The following is a 17,613-nucleotide window of genomic DNA, read 5'->3' as shown; positions in this document are numbered from 1 at the left end:
GGTCTCATTTCGAACCCGGTCGTTAAGTCTCCTTGCGCTGATGGTACTGCCCTGTGGTGGGGTGGGAGAGTAGGTCGCTGCCACGGTTTTTCTTTGGGGGGTTGTTCCTGCGGGGGCGACCCCCCTTTTTTTTGTGTCCACTTGTGAACATGTGAATGTGGGGCGCTTGTGGACAAGCCCACCGTCGTGTCCTGCGGCTTTGGTGATGGGTGGGCGGACCATGTCGTAAGCTGGAAGGAACGAGTACTATTCGGCGCTGCTACTGCCTAGGTGGCAGCGCTTTTGAGTGTTGACGGACGGGTTGGATGACTGACGACAGCCGATCGGGAGACCGCGAGGACTCCGGAGCAAACGACCACAGCGGTAACCGCTCCGGTGAGCCTGACGGTCGAGGGCATGGTGACGAGCCCCGCCCCCGGTCTGGCTACGGGGGCTCCCGCGACAACAGATCCCAAGAGGGCCGCCGCGACTTCCGCGGTGGTGACCGTCGCGGGGGTAGGCAGGGAGACCGTCGCGACGACCGTGGCGGGAACCGCGGGGGTTACCGCGGTGGTGACCGGGACCGTCGGGACGACCGGGGCGGCGATCGCCGTGGTGGCCGTGACTTCCGTGGTGATGACCGCCGCGGCGGTGGCCGTGGTGATGACCGTCGTGGTGGATACCAGGGAAAGCGTGACGGTCAGCGCGGAGGCTACCGCGGCCGTGACGACAGGCGTGGCGGTGGCCGCGACTTCGAGCGCAACGATCGCCGGGACGACCGCCGTCCTCCGCGTGAGGACCGGGACCCCGCGGACATCGCGCCGCCGTTGCCCGACGAGGCCAGCTACAACCAGCTGGACAAGGACACCAAGCGCGACCTGCACTCGCTGCCCAAGTCCCTCGCTGAGCTGGTCGGCAAGCACATCGTGGCCGCTGGCATGCTCGTAGACGAGGACCCGGAACGCGCCTACAAGCACGCCGTTTACGCCCGCCGCAAGGCATCCCGTCTGCCGAGCGTCCGCGAGGCATCCGGTATCGCCGCCTACACCGTGGGCAAGTGGCAGGAGGCGCTGTCCGACCTGCGTGCTGCACGCCGTATGAGCGGACGGGACACGTTCCTGGCGGTAATGGCGGACTGTGAGCGCGGTCTCGGCCGTCCCGAGCGGGCGCTCGAGGTCGCCAACGACCCCGCTGGTAAGAATCTGGACGCGGACGAGCGTATCGAGCTGCGCATCGTCGCCGCGGGGGCCCGCCGCGACATGGGTGATATCAAGGCTGCGCTGGCCGAGCTCCAGGTGCCGGAGCTGAAGGAGCGTCGGGCCCGTCCCTACGTGGCCCGGCTGTTCTACGCCTACGCCGATGTCCTGGAGGAGATCGGCCGCACCGAGGACGCCCGCGAGTACTTCGCGCGTGCCTCCTCCGTCGACCGCGATGGTGTGACCGACGCCGACGAGCGCCTCGCTGCCATCGAGGGTGTCGAGCTGGTGGACATCGATGTTGAGGACGGCATCGTCTGGACCGACGTCGAAGCGGATGCGGACGAAGCCGCCGCCGAGGCCGCCCCCGATCCGCGCGACCGGTCGGGTGGCCGAGAGCGGAGCGACGACCGTCCCCCGCGTGATGAACGTGGCCGGGGCGGCCGCGACGAACACCGCGGTGGCCGCGAGGGTCGGGACTGACCCGCTCAGAGCGCACTGACGACGCGTCGTCGGGCGGCTGGCCGCAGCTCGGCGGCGCGGTCGTGTACCTGGGCACACTCCCGGAAGAGTACGACTCCGTGGTGTGCCTGACCTTCTGTGCGCGGCGCCCCCTCATGGTCCGCAACCGGCGGAGGGCCTGGGAGTTCCCGGGAGGGCACCGGGAACCCGGTGAGGACCTGTACACCACTGCCCGACGCGAGGCACACGAAGAGGCCGGAGCCACCCTCGGTGACATCCGGCCCTTGGGGTACTACGTGCTGTCCGGCGGCCACACCACGGTGGTCACACACGCACCGGTGGTGCGCCTGGACCCCCTCAGCGGGGAGTTCGAGACCGTCGAGGTGCGAGCCTTCGACCGATTGCCCCCGGAGGAGGAGCTGTCCTGGGCGGACGGCCTGTACGCGCACCTGCTCGAAGTTCTCGGACTGCCCGGCGCGCGGGAGTGCTCCGGGGGCCCGGGCGGAAATCAGCGCCGTTTGACGTAGGTGCTCTCGGTTCCGGCCAGGGCGTAACCGATCCGGTTGTTGATGGCGAGCATCGGCTTGTTGGTCTCGTGGTTGCCGGTGTAGGCGTGCGTGAACCCCCGTGCCCGGGCACCGTGGAGCGCCGTGTTCTTGGCGTACCCGCCCAGGCCCCGGCCACGGTATTGCCGGAGGACCCCGGTCATCGCCGACTCCATCGGCCGGTCCCGGTCGGACACGTAGCAGGAGATGGCGACGGGAGCCCCGTCGACGAGCAGAGCGAGGCTGCTCTCCAGGTCGGCCAGCGGGTTTCCCCAGACGCTCTCCAGCCAGTCCTCGTGGGACACGAAGCCGAAGTCCACATCGCTGGGCTCGTCGGCGGAGGTCGCCTTGTCGATCTCGTAGAGCGGCCGCGGGCCTTCCGCGAACTCGGACCACCGGCGGGTCTCGACCCCTGCTGGCGCGGTCGGCGGGGCCGGGAGCCTGCTCAGAGCCATGCCCAGGATGTGGTGGTTCTCGGCGAGCTCGTAGCCCCCGCGGTCGAGGACCGCCTCGCGGAACCGCTCACCGCCGTTCTGGACACCCTCCTCCGCCGCGTCGGTGCGCAGAACCGTCGCGCCGTGCTCGACCAGATGGTGCTCCGACGCCGCGATCAACCGCTCCGCGAGGTCGCCGTCCCGGTGCGGAGCTGCCAGGGCACCCAGATACGTCCAACCCCTGCGCGGTCCGGTCTCTCCCGTGTACAGCCGGGACCGGACGTGCCCGACCAAGGACGCGCCCTCGACCGCCACGAAGTGCCGGTCGGTGAACATGGGCGGCGGATGGTCGAACCGCCACCGCATCATTTCCTCCGTGAGGACCAAGCAGGGGAAGGCCTCGTGGATGAGGGCCAAGGTCCGCGGTATGTCGGCTGCTCGCAGGGCACGAATCTGGGGCGTCATGCCGGGAGGCTACGCGCGGGGTGTCGGGGGCGCACGTGGTTTTTCTCCGCACGGCGCTCCGCCGTCCAACACCGAAGCGTCCAGGGCCGGAAAAGGGGATCAGGCCCGCTCCTCCGCGGCCTTCTTCTTCGCCTCGGCCTGCTCCTGGGCGAGCTTGTCCAGCCAGTGCACGATCCCGCCCACGTTGGCCTCCGGGCCGCTGAGCGTGTCCAGGACCGCCGCTGCCTCCGGTGAGGCCTCCGGCGGGAGCGGCTGGTACCGGGAGATCACCTTATCGCGCACCATCGCGATGGCGTGGTCCAGGTCCCCGCCGGTGTCCCGCGCGTCGCGGACGGTCTCCACCCACAAGCGGAGTTCGCTCTCGGCGCGGTCGATGGTCTCCGACACCGTGTCGACGGCTCCGAAGTGGGAGAACATGAGCCGCTGGGCGCCGATGTCGCCGAACAGGCGCAGGGTGCGCAGGCAGGCTTCCATGTCGAAGTCCGGGGGCGGGGTCGCCGGGCGCAGGTCCCCGGTGAGCGGGTTGTGGACACCGAGGGCGTCCCCGACGTACAGGTCGCCGGTCCCGCTGTCCACCAGCCCCATGTGGTGCTTGGCGTGCCCGGGGGCGTAGTGCGACACCAGCTTGCGTCCGGCGCCGAGGTCGATCTCGCCGGACTCCGCCACCGAGCGGATGCGGGCGGCCTCAGTGGCTTGCATCTGCCCGAAGAGGCTGTCCAGGCGATCGCCCCACACCATCTTGGCGCTGGCCATCAGGCGGCTGGGGTCGGCCAGGTGCCGGGCGCCGCGCTCGTGCACGACGATCTCGGCGTTGGGGAACAGTGCCGCCATGTCGCCGGTGCCGCCGGCGTGGTCCAGGTGGATGTGGGTCACCACGATGGTCGCGAGGTCCTCGGGGGCCAGGCCGAGCCGGATGACGGCATCGCGCAGGACCGGTGCCGAACCGGCGGTGCCCACTTCGACGATGCAGGGCCGCTCGGTGCGGATGAGGTAGGCGGACACGACCCCCGGGTATCCGGCCAGCATCGTGTCGATGGCATAGATCTCGTTGCCCAGCGGGACGATCCCCTCGGGCAGACCGCTGACGTCCACGTCGTCGTGCACGGCAGGCACCCCTCTTCCTCAAGCGTCGTGCGGCCCGGGTCGGACCGAACCCGACTCTAGGACAAGGGTGTCATGGCTGTTCGTGGCGGGGTCCACCTTGTTGTCCACAGATTTCCAGTGGGGCTTTTCCAGCGGCGGAGGCCGGGGGATCCTGGAGTCAGCGCGCGCACACCAGGTCACTCTCACAGGGAAGGCCCCCGTGTTCACACCCGCTCTCTCCCACATCGTCGCCATGTCCCCGTCCCCTCGATCCGCTTCGCCCCGCCCCGAACGTTCCCGGAGCGCTGGCGGACCCCGGACCACGTCCTCCGGAACCACGTCCCGGCGAACCCCGCCCGAACCGCCGGAGCCCGCTACTCAGGTCCGGGAACAGCCGGACGGTCCCCCGGCCAAGAAGCGGCCCCGGAAGACCGGGCGGGCCGCGGGGGAGAAGGGCCGGACGGCTCCCCGGGAGCAGACCACGTCTGCGCCGACCGTAAGGAAGTCCTCGAAGAAGGCCCAGGGAAAGACCGCACCGCGCACCCCGGTCGACGGTGATCCGGTTCCGCGTTCCGGGGCCGCCGCTGATGGGGCGGGGAAGGGAACCACCGGGACGGCCGAAACCGGTGGGGAACGCGACCACGGCCACCTCAACGAGGTGGTCGCGGTCGGCCGGGTGACCGCCGCGCCGGCCGAGCGCGACCTCCCCAGCGGGGACCGGTTGGTGTTCTGGCGGATCTGCGTGGCCAGGCCGAGCGAGCCGCACCGCTCACGCCAGCGGGTCGACTCGCTGACCCTCGTCTCCTTCGACGCGGACACACAAGCCGCTGTGCGCGACTGGCGGATCGGTGACGTGGTCCGGGTGACCGGTGCGCTGCGCCGCCGCGTCTGGCGGGGATGGAGCGGCATCCGAAGCGTATTGGAAGTGGAGGTGGACTCCACCGCGCTGGTGCGCGGGGTGCAGCGGTGAGGGCACCGCTGCATCGAGGTTTACCAGCCCAGAGCTGTCAGGGCCTCCGTGACCGGGAGACCCGCAGGGTCGATCGAGTCGTCGGCCCAGACCGCCGTGCACAGGGCACGCAAGCCGTCCAGCCGGTCGCCGGTTCCGGACAGGCGTACCGCATCGGCCTCTGCGGTGACGGTCCACCCGCCGCACTCGGTGCGTGCGCCTTCTCCGCTTCCGTGGCGGACCGGGCCCGGGTGGGTCTCGTTCATCCCGGACACGTCCCAGGACAGGTAGCGGGGACGCTGGTGGGCGGGTGCGGCCAACAGGTCCTGCGGGGCCGCGACCCCGGACAGGACCAGGAGGCCGGCGGCGCCGTGCGTGGTGGCCCCCTCGATATCGGTGTCCAGCCGGTCTCCCACGATGAGAGGGCTGGTCGCGCCGGTACGCATCATCCCCTCCTCGTGCAGGGGACGCATCGGCTTGCCGGCGACCACCGGCTCCACCCCGGTGGCGTGGGCGATCACCCGGACGAAGGAGCCGTTGGCGGGGGTGACACCCCACTCGGTGGGTGCTGTGGCGTCGGTGTTGCTGGCCACATAGAACGCGCCGCGGGCGACCGCCAGTGTGCCCTGGTCGAGGAGGTCGCGGGCCATCGTGCGCGAGTAGCCGTGGAGCACGGCCACCACAGCGTCCGTGGCGACCGTGACGGGCCGCAGACCCATCCGGTGGACGGCCTGCCGCAGACCGGTGTCGCCGACCACCAGCACCTCCGAACCCTCCGGGTACCGGTCGGCGACCAGCCGTGCGGCGGCCTCGGCGGAGGTGACCACGTCCTCGGGGGCGGCGGGCACCCCCAGGTGGGTGAGGTGTTCGGCGATCCGGGCCGGGGTGCGCCCGGCGTTATTGGTCACGAAGGCGACCCGGGTGCCCGCGGCGCGAGCCTTGCCCACGGCTTCCGGGGCGGCGGGAACGGCCTTCGGGCCGATGTAGACGACCCCGTCCAGGTCCAGGAGCATCGCGTCGTGGAGCTCGTTGAGCGGGCGGGCGGCTGCCTGCAGCGACATGGCGGAAGGTCCGATTCCGTGCGGTGGGTGTGGTCGCCTCCAGGCTATGGCGCGCCGTCGGGCGACCGGTCCCGGGCGCCCCCGGGCCGGGTGTGCGCTGTGTCGCAGGGGCCGCGGCCCGGCGCTCCCGCGCCGCGGGTCACGGCAGGGACAGCTCAGGTGCTGCTCAGGGGTGGGCGGCGCTTCGCTGTTGGGGCCGGTGGGCGGTCATCCAGGAGACTGCGAAGGCGACGGCGTCGGGAAGGGAGAACAGGCGCGCGGTCGCGGCACCCACGGCACCGGCGGTCACGGCTCCGGTCGCTTCGAAGGCCGAACCAAGGGCCGGGAAGTCGGACTCGTCGAGGGCGGTACCGCTGAAGGTCACCCACGCCCGCTCGCCCTCAGGGGTACGGATCGCGCAGGAGGAGCGTTCGGTGGGCGGGTCCGACACGCGGTACTCGGCGAGGTGGAAGGCGGTGCAGGAGTCGTAACCGGTACCCAGCAGCAGCACGCGGGCGTCGGTCTCCTCGAGCCGGGCCAGGGGTGAGCGCTCACCCAGGGCCGATTCGAGGGGGTGCGGTGCCATGAGGGGGGCGGCGTCGGCGCCGAGCGCGGCGAAGGATGTCTGCGGGTGAGTGCTGCGCACGGCCCCCGGCCAGGTGCGCACCGCCTCCGGGATCCGGCCCATGTGGGCGCTCGGGGTCGTGTGCGGGTCGAAGGCCGGTGCCTGGGCTCGGATGGTGGCCCACCAGGACTCCGGGACCGGTGGGTTGCCCCAGCTCGAGGGGTCGCTGTTGTCCATGGTCTGGGTGGGGACCACGAGGGTTCCGGCCTCGCCGACCGTGTCCAGAAGGGAATGGACGACGGTTTCGGTGGCGCCGCACACCCAGCCCAGCGCACTGAGGGAGGTGTGGACCAGGAGGGTGTCGCCGGGCCTGACGCCCAGCCGGGCAAGGTCCTGCACCAGGGAGCTGCGGGTCCGGGGGCCGCCGAGGTCCTTCGGGTACGGGATCGGGGCGGGGGCGGGGTCCGTCACGGTGGCACTACTCCTGAGGGGGCGGGAAGGAACGGGGTGCCGTCATGCTCGCAGAGGCCCGGGTTCCGAAACCAGCGGGTTTCCGGAGCAACGGCGCACCGTTCCGGGAGTCCGGCGCATGGTACGTCGTCCCGGGTGCCCCAACACGCGGACGGTGCCCGGCACGGCCTCCGGAGCACCTCGGCACGCGGTCAGTCGAGGATGCGCATGACCAGGCCGGTACGGGGTTTGGGCCCGAACGACGTGGACTTGCGGGGGGTGAGCTCGCCCCGGTCGGCGACGGCGTAGACCTCGTCCACCAGCAGTGGCGGCACGATGACGGCGGTGCCCTTCTCGTTCCGGGCGGCGCAGACCGCTTCGCCCGGTGCGTCGTGCACCATGCGCACGCGGTCCTCCGGGAACCCCCACAGCGGCAGGAGCACCTTGTGCAGAGCCGCTGTGGACAGTCGGCGCCAGTCGGGGGAGTGGTCGGGCATCGCCCGCTCCAGTGCGTCCTCGCCGAAGCCGCTCACGAGGTGGGCATCTCCCCCGGGAGACACCAACAGCAGGGCCGGGGTGTCCACCTTGCTCAGGAGGTCCGGGTCGGGGCCCGGGACCGGTTCCACGGTGGCCACCGAGCGGGCGGCCGACAGAGCGGCACCGGTGTCCAGGCCTGGCAGGACCCGGTGGATCGCGCCGAGCTGGGGCGGGTGGGTGTCACTGTCCACGAGCAGGGCCAGCCCGCGGCGCCAACCGGGGTCGCTCTCCTCCCTGCGCAGACGCTGGTAGGCCGCGTAGCGGTGGTGTCCGTCGGCGATCATCGCGGAGCGCCCGGCCAGGTCGGCGGAGATCTCGCGCTGCAGGTCGGGGCTGGTGATCGCCCAGAGCCGGTGTTCGGCGCCGTCACGGGTGCGGGTGGAGACCACGGGGTCGTCCCGGTCTCCGGTGGTTTCGGTGGCGGTCGAGGCCGCTCCGCCCGCGCCCCGGTAGACGAGGAAGATCGGTTCGAGGTTGGCCCGCGCCGTGCCCATCAGGAGGAAGCGGTCCCGTACCGGAGGGTCGGCCACGTCTTCGTGGGGGCGCACGGCGGGCTCCGCCGCCTCGGGCCCCTCCTCCGGGAGCCCTAGGGAGCCGACCAGGCCCCGCTGGACCCGGCCGTCCGCGGTGACCTGTTCGTACACGTACAGCGCGGGGTCTCCGTCCAGTGCGAGTGCCCCGTCGGCGATCCAGCTGTGCAGGAGGTCTGCGGCGGCCAGGTAGCGCCGAGAGGCCGCGTCTTCGCCCGTCGTCGCCTGCCGGGACAGTTCGAAGGGCAGCGTGACCCTCGCCGCGTTGTGCGGGTCGGAGAGCTGGAGCTTCCGGGCTTCCTCCGCGTCGGGGATGTCGTAGGGCGGGGCCAGGAGCCGGGCTATGTCGGAGGCCCCGTCGATGAAGCGGTCGACGTCGGGAGCGGCGTAGCGCAGGCCGCGGAAGGGGGCCAGGTCGAGAGGTTGGCGAGGCATCCCAGCAAGGTACCCGCCGCCTGGCGGAACCGGTGCCCTCCGACGCGGCGTGCGGTCAGAGCACACGGCGTAGGCGCAGCATGTCGCTGATGCTGGCGTTGACCCGCAGCCGTCGGGTGAGGAGTGCCCTTGCCGGGTCCAGCCGGTCAGCCGCCAGGTCCGCGAGGTCGCTGCTGGAGACGGTGACGCGGACCTGCGGTTCGGGTGCCGGGGTGCCGATCGAACGCTGGGTGATGTCGGTGAGGCCGTCGACGGTTAGGCGCATGTCGAAGACGGTCGCCACGTCCGGGACGACCACACTCACGGTGCGTTCGACGATGTGTGCGCGGCGGCGTTCCACGGGTTGGGCGAGGATGCGCTCGTTCGCCTGGGAGATATCCGCCAGACACGCGTCGATGCTGCTCATGGGCATATGATGCCCCATTCGCCGGGCACTGGACGACAACCGGCCAAGCGGGCCAATGGGAACAAGGGCACGGATCGCCCCGGTGGTGGACGGTGCGAGTGGGAGCGGCTCCGCTGTTTGCGTGTCACGCGGGCTCCAACCCCGGTAGCGTTGGCGTCGACCCCCCCTGGAGCACCGAGGCCCCTCCCTCCCCTTGCTCCCCTTGCCCTTTTTCGTTCTTTTCCTCCTGCGGTCCCATCAAGGAGCACGTCATCATGGTCGTCGACGCGGTACGCACCTACCTGGACGCCGCCAATGGCCTCACCGAACTCTCCCGCAAGCAAGCCGTCGCGGCGGCCAAGACGCTGTTGCGGGCCAACGGATCGGGGGCCGCCGTGCCCCCTAGCTCGGACGGAGAGGGGCCGCCCCCGAGGGTGGGGCAGAGCATCCAGACCCTGGCGGGCGAGCTCATCGAGACCAGCCAGGCCAACCGGGCGGCCGTCGCCGATCTGGTAAGGGACGAGGTCAAGCAGGCCCTGGAACAGCTGGACGTGGTCCCCCGTGCCGAGTACGACCGGATGGCCCGCCGGGTCGCCGAGCTCGAGCGGCGGATGGCCGCCCGGCACGCCGTCGAACGGGTCCTGGCGCCCCGCGGCGGTGCCGCCTCGTCGCTGCCCGGGGTAGCGGAGGAGCTGACCGACGAGCGGACTGACGAAGCCGCTGCCCGGGTCGGCGAGCCCGACGACGAGGCCGTGTCGGGTGACGGTGCTGCTGACGAGACCGCCGCCAGTGCCGGACCGGGCGACACAGTAGGGGACTCGGAGGCCGCCAGCACGGCTGAGGACGGTGACGCGACGGGGGAGAGCGGCGACCACGAGGGCCAGGAACACGAGGGCCAGGAAACCGAACCCTCCGAGGAGGACGCGGCCAAGGCCCAGACCGCGAAACAGCCCGCCACCGCCAAGGCTTCGGCGTCCCGGGGCCAGGCCAAGACCGGAGCCAAAGCAGGGGCCAAGACCGCCACCAAGAACACGCGCTCGCGCTCCGCCGCCAAACGCACCACCAAGGGCAAGGGCACCAAGAAGTAGAGTCCACCGGGGACACCAGTCCACCGGGGAGACGAGGAGAACGGGGCATTCATGGACTCAGGCGAACAGGCCGAAGCGTTGGCGGAACAGACGCTCGGAGCGGCGCGGGAACGGCTGGCCAGCCTGGACGCGCTGCCCACCCACGAGCACGTCGCGGTCTTCGACACCCTCCACCAGGAGCTGTCCGGGGTACTGGGCGCGCTGGGGCAGAGTACGCAGAGTTCCCGATAACGGCCGGTATCCTAGGTGACCATGGCAAAACGTAGTCGGCTCGACGCGGAACTGGTCCGCCGCGGTCACGCACGCTCCCGGAGCCACGCGGCCGAGATCATCGAGAACGGTTTCGTCCGTGTGGCCGGCATGGTGGCATCCAAGGCCGCGACCCAGATCGGAACCGACCAGCCCATCGTGGTGCGCACCCCTCCGGAGGAGCCGTCCTACGTTTCCCGGGGGGCACACAAGCTCGTCGGCGCTCTCGACGCCTTCGGGCTGGACGTGTCCGGTCGGCACGCCCTGGACGCCGGCGCCTCCACCGGAGGGTTCACCGACGTACTTCTGCGCCGGGGCGCCGGACACGTCACGGCGGTCGACGTCGGGTACGGGCAGCTCGCCTGGCCGCTGCGCAGCAACGACCGGGTTCGCGTCATGGAGCGCGTGAACGTCCGGGAGCTCACCCCGGACCAGATCGACGGGCCCAGCCCCGACCTGGTGGTGGGTGACCTGTCGTTCATCTCCCTCAAGCTGGTCCTCGGGCCGCTGCGCGACTGTGCGGCCTCCGACGCGGACTTCGCGATGATGGTCAAACCCCAGTTCGAGGTCGGTAAGGCCCGCGTGGGTGCGGGCGGTGTGGTCCGCGAACCCGAGCTGCGCGCCGAGGCAGTCTCCGACGTGGCCGCCCACGCCCTCACCCTGGGACTGGGCGTGCTGGACGTGACCGCCAGCCCGCTTCCGGGCCCATCCGGGAACGTCGAGTACTTCCTGTGGATGCGCGCCGACGCACCGCCGCTGGACCCTGTCCAGCTCGAGAAGGCGGTCCAGGACGGCCCTTCCTGAGGGCGTGGCCTCCTGTCGTTGGAGTCCGATAACGTGACCCGGCCGGGCGCGGTCGAGTGCCCGGCCAGCACCAGGCTCCCTGTGGGGGAGTGAACGTAAGGGGACGGCGATGACCAGCGGACGCAGTGTTCTCCTGCTGGCCCATACCGGTCGGCCCGCCGCGGTGCGCAGCGCCGAGTTGGTCCACGAACGCCTCAGCCGGGCGGGGCTGACCGTACGCATGCTCAAGAGCGAGGTCGAAGGGCTGGAGGAGGCGGGTTGCACCCTGTCCCCGGTCGAGGCCGTCGAGGACGCCGACGCCGCCGAGGGCGTGGAACTCGTCATGGTGCTCGGCGGCGACGGAACCCTGCTCAGGGCCGCTGAGCTCGCCCGCCCGGCCGGTGCCCCGCTGCTCGGGGTCAACCTGGGGCACGTCGGCTTCCTGGCCGAGGCGGAACGCGAGGACCTGGGCGCCACCGTGCGCAGCGTCGTGAGCCGCGAATACGTCGTCGAGGAGCGCATGACCCTCGACGTGGCGGTGTTCAACGGCGGGCGGGGCGACGGCGCGCCCCCGGTCCGTTCCTGGGCCGTCAACGAGGCGACGCTGGAGAAGGCCGAGTCCCGCCGCATGCTGGAGATGGTCCTGGAGGTGGACGGGCGCCCCCTGTCCAGCTGGGGCTGTGACGGGGTGGTGTGCGCGACCCCCACCGGTTCGACCGCCCACGCCTTCTCCGCGGGCGGCCCGGTCGTGTGGCCGGATGTGGAAGCCCTGTTGGTTGTGCCGATCAGCGCGCACGCCCTGTTCGCGCGGCCGTTGGTGGTCGGTCCGGACGCCACGGTCGCACTGGAGGTGCTGCCCGAGACGACTCCGGGCGTGCTCTGGTGCGACGGACGGCGTATGGTCGAATTGCCCGCGGGAGCACGAATCGAGATCACCCGTGCCGATACGCCGGTCCGGCTGGCCCGGTTGCACCGTGCGCCGTTCACCGACCGGCTGGTGGCCAAGTTCGGCCTTCCGGTCGCCGGATGGCGGGGGCGGGCCGCGCACGGACGCTGAACCGGCGCCGTCGCACGCAGAGGGTGTCAACTATCAGGAGAGGGATCGGTGCTCGAAGAAGTCCGCATCCAAGGCCTCGGAGTCATTGACGAGGCCCTGTTGGAGCTGTCGCCGGGCCTGACCGTCGTCACCGGTGAGACCGGCGCGGGTAAGACCATGGTCGTCACCGGGCTGGGGCTGCTCTTCGGGGGACGCGCCGACCCGCAGCGGGTACGCCCCGGAGCCGACCGCGCCATGGTCGAGGGCAGGCTGACCGTTCCCGAGCGCGGCCGTGTGGCCGAGCGGGTACTGGAAGCCGGCGGCGACATCGACGACGAGGTCCTCATCCTCAACCGTGCGGTGTCGGCGGAGGGACGCTCCCGGGCCACCATCGGCGGCCGTTCTGCGCCGGTGAGCCTGCTCGCCTACCTCGCCGACGATCTGGTAGCGGTGCACGGCCAGTCCGACCAGCAGCGCCTGTTGCGCTCCGACCGCCAGCGCTCCTCGCTGGACCGGTTCGCCGGCGACGACCTGGCCAAGGCGATGAAGCGGTACTCCGTCGCCTACCGGCGCCACCGGGAGGTCTCCGCGGAACTGGAGGAGCTGGTCGAGCGGGCGCGCGAGCGCGCCCAGGAGGCCGACATGCTCCGGTTCGGGGTGGAGGAGATCGCCGAGGCCGAGCCGCAGTCGGGGGAGGACGCCGAGCTGCTGGCGGAGGAGACCCGGCTCGCCCACGCCGACGGTCTCCGTGTCGCGTCGACCACCGCGCACGAGGCACTGACCGGGGACCCGGCCGCGGCCGAGGTGCAAGCCGACGTGGCGGGGCTGCTGTCGGCCGCCCGCCAAGCCGTGGCGGCCGTGCGCGAGCACGATGCGGAGCTGGCCGCAATCGGGGACCGCCTGGACGAGGCGTCCTACATCCTCACCGACGCCGCCACCGAGCTCGCCTCCTACGCGGAGTCGGTCGATGCCGACCCGGCCCGTCTGGCCGCCATCCAGGAGCGCCGGGCGCTGCTGACCCAGCTCTCCCGCAAGTACGGCGAGACCACGGACGATGTTCTGGCCTGGGCCGAGAACGCCGCCAAGCGCCTGGCCGACCTGGACGGCGACGACGACCGCATCGAGGAGCTGCGCGCCGAGGCCGACGAGCTCTACACGCGGATGGACGAGGCGGCGACCCAGCTCACCGAGGTGCGTCAGACCGCGGCCGAGCGGTTCGGCTCGGCGGTCACCGAGGAGCTGACCGCGCTGGCCATGCCGCACGCGCGGGTGAGCGTACGCATCACCACGGGTGAGGAGTTCGGCCAGCACGGCCGCGACGAGGTGGAGCTGTTGTTGGCTCCGCACCCCAGTTCCCCGCCGCTGGCCCTGAACAAGGGCGCCTCCGGTGGTGAGCTCTCCCGGGTGATGCTGGCGATCGAGGTGGTCTTCGCTGGCGCGGACCCGGTCCCCACCTTCGTTTTCGACGAGGTGGACGCCGGAGTCGGTGGCAAGGCCGCGGTGGAGATCGGTCGGCGCCTGGCCCGGTTGGCCCAGCGCGCGCAGGTCATCGTGGTCACGCACCTGCCGCAGGTAGCTGCTTTCGCGGACGCGCACTTGGTTGTGGAGAAGTCCACCGAAGGGCTGGTCACGGAGAGCGGTGTCGTGCTGTTGGACCGCGGCGGGCGGGTCCGCGAGCTCTCGCGGATGCTCGCCGGGCTGGAGGACTCCGAGTTGGGCCGGGCCCATGCCGAGGAGCTGTTGACCAACGCCGACCCGGAGCGGGCCTACCCGGCCACGTAGACTCTCCCGGCGCTTTTTCGCGGTGTTCGCGCCGACCGGGCGCGGGCACCGTTGGCGGTTTGTCCCGAAAACGCCGATCGGACCGCTGCTGTGACCCTGGGTAAGTAAATTCTGACATTATGTCAGCGATGAAGGTATCGGATGCGCTCAGAGCCACCATGCGGTCGCGCCGGGCCCAGGGGGAGCTTCCCGCCGGGTTGGTCGCTCCCGTCCGCTCGGACCGCCGCACCAAGAACCTGACCAGGCGGCTGCGCCCCGGGGACATCGCCGTGATCGACCACGTCGACCTGGACCGGGTCAGCGCCGAGGCCCTTGTGGGGTCCGGGGTGTCGGCGGTGCTCAACGTCGCCCGCGGTATCAGCGGCCGCTATCCCAACCAGGGGCCAGAGATGATCGTGGCCGCCGGCATCCCCCTGGTGGACGACGTCGACCCCGAGGTCCTGACCCGGGTCCGGGACGGGGAGCGCCTGCGACTCGAAGGCGCCACCCTGTACCGGGGCCGGGAGATCGTGGCGCAGGGGGTCCTCCAGAGCAAGGACACGGTCGCCGTGGCCATGGCCGAAGCCCGCGCCGGGCTCGCCACCCAGCTGGAGGCCTTCGCGGCCAACACCATGACCTACCTGGAGCGTGAGCACGACCTGCTCCTGGACGGTGTCGGTATCCCGGTGGTCGGTACCGCCATGGAGGGCCGCCACGTCCTCGTCGTGGTACGCGGCTACCACCACCGCGAGGACATCGTCGCGCTCCGGCCGTACATCCGCGAGTTCCGACCGGTCATCATCGCGGTGGACGGCGGAGCGGACGCGGTGTTGGAGGCCGGGTACCGGCCCGACGTCATCGTCGGTGACTTCGACTCCGTCTCTGACCGGGCCCTGGCCAGCGGTGCCGAACTCGTGGTGCACGCCTACCGGGACGGGCGGGCACCGGGGTTCCAACGGCTCACCGACCTCGGCCACGAGACCGTGGTGTTCCCCGCCTCCGGGACCAGCGAGGACGCCGCGATGATGCTCGCCGACAGCTCCGGCGCCGACCTCATCGTGGCCGTCGGCACCCACGGCACGCTGGAGGAGTTCCTCGACAGGGGCCGCTCGGGCATGGCCAGTACCTTCCTCACCCGGCTCCGGGTCGGCGGGAAGCTGGTGGACGCCCAGGGAGTGAGCCGCCTCTACCGGTCCCGCATCTCCCCGTGGGCACTGTTCGGCCTGGTGGCCGCGTGCCTGCTCACCATCCTGGTCGCCGCCTACAGCTCGCCGGCCGGGCATGTCTACCTCACCTTTCTCACTGCGCGCTGGGACGCGTTCGCCTACTGGATGACGGGGCTCCTGTGATCGACTTCCGCTATCACCTCGTTTCCGTCGTGGCGGTCTTCCTGGCCCTCACGGTCGGGCTCGTCCTGGGCAGCACGGTGCTGCAGGACCCCCTGCTCAACACGCTCCGGTCCGAGAGCGCGGACCTACAGGGAGAGAGCGAGGACCTGCGCGAGGAGCGCGACGACGCCGAACGCCTCAACGCCGGTGCCGACCAATTGGCCGAGGCCGTGGCCGGAGACGTCCTGTCGGGCCGACTGAGCGACCTGGGCGTGGTGCTGGTCGCCGCACCCGGGGCCGACGAGGAGGCCGTGCGCGGGCTGGGCGTGCGCATCGAGGAAGCGGGCGGGGAGGCCGTCGGCCGCGTGTTCCTCGAGGACGCCATGCTGGACGGCGTCGGGTCCACTTTCGTCGACGAGCTCACGCTCCAGGTCTCGGGTAACCCTGCAGAGCTCTCCGGCAGCCCTTACGACAAGGCCGGAGCCGAACTCGGCCGGGCGCTCGCCACGGAGGACGACCGGGCCGACGGCGACGACGGGGGCGACGGCGCGGACGAGGGATCGGACGGTCAGGCGGACGGCGCCGACGACGCAGCCGACGACTCAGCAGACGACACCGAGGAAACCGACGCGGAGGGATCGGACCCCGAGCATGACGCGGGCGCCGTCCTGTCCGCCTTCCAGGAGGGCGGCCTGCTCGCCGTCGAGGGGTCACCCTCCCGGTCGGCCGATGCCCTGATCGTGGTGGCCCCCTCCCACACCCCCACGGGCGACCAGGAGACCGCCCACGGCATCCTGTCCGACCTCACCGCGGCACTGCACAGCCAGATCGGCCCGACCGTCTTGGCGGGGGACACCGCCTCGGCCGGGGACGGTGGACTGCTGGCCCAGGTCCGCGCCGAGGAGCCACCCTTCACTACCGTGGACGTGGTCGGTCGGCCCACCGGCGACGTGGCCGCGGTGCTCGCTCTCGCTGATGCCCTCGAAGGGCCCGGCGCCGCCTACGGCCTCGGCGAGGGTGTCTCCGGGTTCCTCCCCGATCCGCTGCCCGGCCCGGTCGAACCGTCCCCGGCGGCGCCCTGACCGTACTCGAACGCAGGAGGGTAACGCGGTGAACGGCAGGATCGCGCTGGTCGTCGGGACCGTCAGCGGTGGGGTGGGGCGCCATGTCCGGTCGCTGGGGGAGGGGTTGCTCCGGCGCGGATACCGGGTGGCGGTGCTCGGGCCGCCCTCCGTCGATCGGGAGCTCGGACTGTCATCGTCCGGGATGCGCTTCTCACCGGTCCAGATCGGCCCGGTGCCGTCCCTTGGCGACCCCGGCGCGCTGCTGCGGTTGCGTGCGCTGTTGCGCGGCGCCGACGTGGTGCACGCGCACGGAATGCACGCCGGGGCCCTGTGCGCGTTGGCGGGGACCCGGCCGCTGGTGGTCACGGCGCACAACGCCCCGCCCGCCGCTCCGGGGACGACGGGGGCGGTCTTCCCGCTGCTGGAGCGGATCGTGGCCCACCGGGCGGACATCGTTCTGGGGGTCTCCGGTGACCTGGTGCGCAGCCTGCGCGAGGCCGGCGCGCGCGATGCCCGGATGGCGGTGGTCGCCGCACCGGAGACGGGGCGGCCGCTGAAGGGCCGGGAGGACACCCGGGCGGACCTGGCCGTCCTTCCGGAGCGGCCGCTCCTGCTGTCGGTGGCGCGACTGGCGGAGCAGAAGGGGCTGGACATGCTGCTCCAGGCGGCACCGGTGATCGCCGACCGAGCACCCGAGCCGGTGGTGGCGATCGCGGGGGACGGACCCCTGTGGGGGGAGCTGCATGACACCGCGGCCGAGATGGACACCGACGTGCGCATGCTCGGGCACCGCACTGACGTCGCGGACCTGCTGGCGGCAGCGGACGTCTTCTGCCTGACCAGTCAGTGGGAGGGGGCCTCACTGGTGATCATGGAGGCGCTCCGCGCCGGGCTGCCCGTGGTCGCCACCAAGGTGGGAGGCATCCCCGACCTGTACGCGGGGACGGTCCTCATGGTGCCGCCCGGTGACCCGGACGCGTTCGCTGCGGCGGTAGGCCGGGTGCTGGACGATCCCGGACTCGCCGCCCGCCTGCGCGACCGCTCCCGTGAGGCGGCCCGTGGGCTGCCCAGCGAGGAGGACGCGGTGGAGGCGGCGTGCTCGGTGTACAAGTCCGTGGCCCGGTGGTGACAGCACCGCGTCCGGATATCCCCGCGGTCTGGTGGGTGTGTCCCGAAGGTGTGGTGACTACAACCGCGCGGGCGACTTCCTTGGAGGGGGTTTTACTGGCATGCTTGGGTCTGGTTCGGA

At 71.6% G+C, this 17,613-nt stretch carries 17 protein-coding genes and 1 rRNA gene; 12 read left to right on the top strand and 6 right to left on the bottom strand.

Annotated features, from left to right (window positions below; translation table 11 throughout):
• The 3 genes from rrf to ACYVD1_RS18690 form a co-directional block, all read left to right on the top strand.
• Nucleotides 1-86, top strand: a 5S ribosomal RNA gene (rrf, locus tag ACYVD1_RS18700); the annotation flags it as partial.
• A 720-nt stretch (nucleotides 87-806) separates the two neighbouring features.
• On the top strand, nucleotides 807-1,658 hold the full coding sequence (locus tag ACYVD1_RS18695) for a tetratricopeptide repeat protein (protein WP_460774273.1): 852 nt from the start codon (nucleotides 807-809) through the stop codon (nucleotides 1,656-1,658).
• 62 nt (nucleotides 1,659-1,720) lie between these two features.
• A complete protein-coding gene (locus ACYVD1_RS18690; protein ID WP_460774269.1) occupies nucleotides 1,721-2,164 on the top strand; it encodes an NUDIX hydrolase in 444 nt (147 codons plus the stop codon).
• On the opposite strand, the gene ACYVD1_RS18685 is transcribed toward ACYVD1_RS18690, so the two are convergent.
• Together ACYVD1_RS18685 and ACYVD1_RS18680 are read right to left on the bottom strand one after the other, a co-directional pair.
• Nucleotides 2,146-3,081: a GNAT family N-acetyltransferase gene (locus tag ACYVD1_RS18685; RefSeq protein WP_460774266.1), complete on the bottom strand. Its 936-nt coding sequence runs from the start codon at nucleotides 3,079-3,081 to the stop codon at nucleotides 2,146-2,148. The two genes, ACYVD1_RS18690 and ACYVD1_RS18685, sit on opposite strands and share 19 nt — an antisense overlap.
• A gap of 99 nt (nucleotides 3,082-3,180) precedes the next feature.
• The gene (locus tag ACYVD1_RS18680) at nucleotides 3,181-4,185 is read right to left on the bottom strand and encodes an MBL fold metallo-hydrolase (protein ID WP_460758870.1); all 1,005 of its coding nucleotides are present in this window, start codon (nucleotides 4,183-4,185) and stop codon (nucleotides 3,181-3,183) included.
• A gap of 199 nt (nucleotides 4,186-4,384) precedes the next feature.
• On the opposite strand from ACYVD1_RS18680, the gene ACYVD1_RS18675 reads away from it, so the two are divergent.
• On the top strand, nucleotides 4,385-5,134 hold the full coding sequence (locus tag ACYVD1_RS18675; RefSeq protein ID WP_460774264.1) for a single-stranded DNA-binding protein: 750 nt from the start codon (nucleotides 4,385-4,387) through the stop codon (nucleotides 5,132-5,134).
• A 20-nt stretch (nucleotides 5,135-5,154) separates the two neighbouring features.
• Here the strand turns inward: ACYVD1_RS18675 and ACYVD1_RS18670 are convergent, their stop codons facing one another.
• From ACYVD1_RS18670 to ACYVD1_RS18655, 4 genes are all read right to left on the bottom strand, one after another.
• On the bottom strand, nucleotides 5,155-6,174 hold the full coding sequence (locus ACYVD1_RS18670) for an HAD-IIA family hydrolase (protein WP_460774261.1): 1,020 nt from the start codon (nucleotides 6,172-6,174) through the stop codon (nucleotides 5,155-5,157).
• A 166-nt stretch (nucleotides 6,175-6,340) separates the two neighbouring features.
• A complete protein-coding gene (locus ACYVD1_RS18665; RefSeq protein WP_460774259.1) occupies nucleotides 6,341-7,189 on the bottom strand; it encodes an AAC(3) family N-acetyltransferase in 849 nt (282 codons plus the stop codon).
• Nucleotides 7,190-7,380: 191 nt separating this feature from the next.
• Nucleotides 7,381-8,670, bottom strand: coding sequence for a DUF1015 family protein (locus ACYVD1_RS18660; protein WP_460774255.1), 1,290 nt, complete (start codon nucleotides 8,668-8,670; stop codon nucleotides 7,381-7,383).
• A gap of 55 nt (nucleotides 8,671-8,725) precedes the next feature.
• Nucleotides 8,726-9,076, bottom strand: coding sequence for an SCP2 sterol-binding domain-containing protein (locus ACYVD1_RS18655; RefSeq protein WP_460774252.1), 351 nt, complete (start codon nucleotides 9,074-9,076; stop codon nucleotides 8,726-8,728).
• 254 nt (nucleotides 9,077-9,330) lie between these two features.
• Between ACYVD1_RS18655 and ACYVD1_RS18650 the strand changes: the two genes are divergently transcribed.
• The 8 genes from ACYVD1_RS18650 to ACYVD1_RS18615 all read left to right on the top strand — a co-directional run bounded on the left by ACYVD1_RS18650 (nucleotide 9,331) and on the right by ACYVD1_RS18615 (nucleotide 17,493).
• Complete coding sequence (locus ACYVD1_RS18650; RefSeq protein WP_460774248.1) at nucleotides 9,331-10,143, top strand: membrane fusogenic activity family protein; 813 nt, start codon at nucleotides 9,331-9,333, stop codon at nucleotides 10,141-10,143.
• A 51-nt stretch (nucleotides 10,144-10,194) separates the two neighbouring features.
• Nucleotides 10,195-10,374, top strand: a complete 180-nt coding sequence (locus tag ACYVD1_RS18645) for a hypothetical protein (RefSeq protein ID WP_460774243.1) — start codon at nucleotides 10,195-10,197, stop codon at nucleotides 10,372-10,374.
• 21 nt (nucleotides 10,375-10,395) lie between these two features.
• Nucleotides 10,396-11,196 carry a TlyA family RNA methyltransferase gene (locus ACYVD1_RS18640; protein WP_460774240.1) on the top strand — a complete coding sequence of 267 codons (801 nt, stop codon included), beginning with the start codon at nucleotides 10,396-10,398 and terminating at the stop codon, nucleotides 11,194-11,196.
• A gap of 109 nt (nucleotides 11,197-11,305) precedes the next feature.
• Nucleotides 11,306-12,232, top strand: a complete 927-nt coding sequence (locus ACYVD1_RS18635; protein ID WP_460774237.1) for an NAD kinase — start codon at nucleotides 11,306-11,308, stop codon at nucleotides 12,230-12,232.
• 48 nt (nucleotides 12,233-12,280) lie between these two features.
• The gene (recN, locus tag ACYVD1_RS18630; RefSeq protein WP_460774234.1) at nucleotides 12,281-13,993 is read left to right on the top strand and encodes a DNA repair protein RecN; all 1,713 of its coding nucleotides are present in this window, start codon (nucleotides 12,281-12,283) and stop codon (nucleotides 13,991-13,993) included.
• A gap of 128 nt (nucleotides 13,994-14,121) precedes the next feature.
• The gene (gene steA, locus ACYVD1_RS18625) at nucleotides 14,122-15,321 is read left to right on the top strand and encodes a putative cytokinetic ring protein SteA (protein ID WP_460774230.1); all 1,200 of its coding nucleotides are present in this window, start codon (nucleotides 14,122-14,124) and stop codon (nucleotides 15,319-15,321) included.
• Nucleotides 15,318-16,382 carry a copper transporter gene (locus ACYVD1_RS18620; RefSeq protein WP_460774226.1) on the top strand — a complete coding sequence of 355 codons (1,065 nt, stop codon included), beginning with the start codon at nucleotides 15,318-15,320 and terminating at the stop codon, nucleotides 16,380-16,382. The genes steA and ACYVD1_RS18620 overlap by 4 nt, the downstream gene beginning before the upstream one ends.
• 28 nt (nucleotides 16,383-16,410) lie before the next feature.
• Nucleotides 16,411-17,493: a glycosyltransferase family 4 protein gene (locus ACYVD1_RS18615; protein WP_460774223.1), complete on the top strand. Its 1,083-nt coding sequence runs from the start codon at nucleotides 16,411-16,413 to the stop codon at nucleotides 17,491-17,493.
• Nucleotides 17,494-17,613 lie beyond the last annotated feature (120 nt).

It is taken from the genome of Nocardiopsis nanhaiensis, from assembly GCF_054778635.1.
The sequence above is the reverse complement of the archived record's forward strand: the minus strand, read 5'-3'. Positions and strand labels throughout refer to the sequence as shown.

What these genes read in the sequence shown, in the direction of transcription:
- ACYVD1_RS18650 (WP_460774248.1), top strand. Translation starts at nt 9,331, where the DNA reads ATGGTCGTCGACGCGGTACGCACCTACCTGGACGCCGCCAATGGCCTC.
- ACYVD1_RS18635 (WP_460774237.1), top strand. Translation starts at nt 11,306, where the DNA reads ATGACCAGCGGACGCAGTGTTCTCCTGCTGGCCCATACCGGTCGGCCC.
- ACYVD1_RS18685 (WP_460774266.1), bottom strand. Translation starts at nt 3,081, where the DNA reads ATGACGCCCCAGATTCGTGCCCTGCGAGCAGCCGACATACCGCGGACC.
- ACYVD1_RS18670 (WP_460774261.1), bottom strand. Translation starts at nt 6,174, where the DNA reads ATGTCGCTGCAGGCAGCCGCCCGCCCGCTCAACGAGCTCCACGACGCG.
- ACYVD1_RS18660 (WP_460774255.1), bottom strand. Translation starts at nt 8,670, where the DNA reads ATGCCTCGCCAACCTCTCGACCTGGCCCCCTTCCGCGGCCTGCGCTAC.
- ACYVD1_RS18655 (WP_460774252.1), bottom strand. Translation starts at nt 9,076, where the DNA reads ATGAGCAGCATCGACGCGTGTCTGGCGGATATCTCCCAGGCGAACGAG.
- ACYVD1_RS18645 (WP_460774243.1), top strand. Translation starts at nt 10,195, where the DNA reads ATGGACTCAGGCGAACAGGCCGAAGCGTTGGCGGAACAGACGCTCGGA.
- steA (WP_460774230.1), top strand. Translation starts at nt 14,122, where the DNA reads ATGAAGGTATCGGATGCGCTCAGAGCCACCATGCGGTCGCGCCGGGCC.
- ACYVD1_RS18640 (WP_460774240.1), top strand. Translation starts at nt 10,396, where the DNA reads ATGGCAAAACGTAGTCGGCTCGACGCGGAACTGGTCCGCCGCGGTCAC.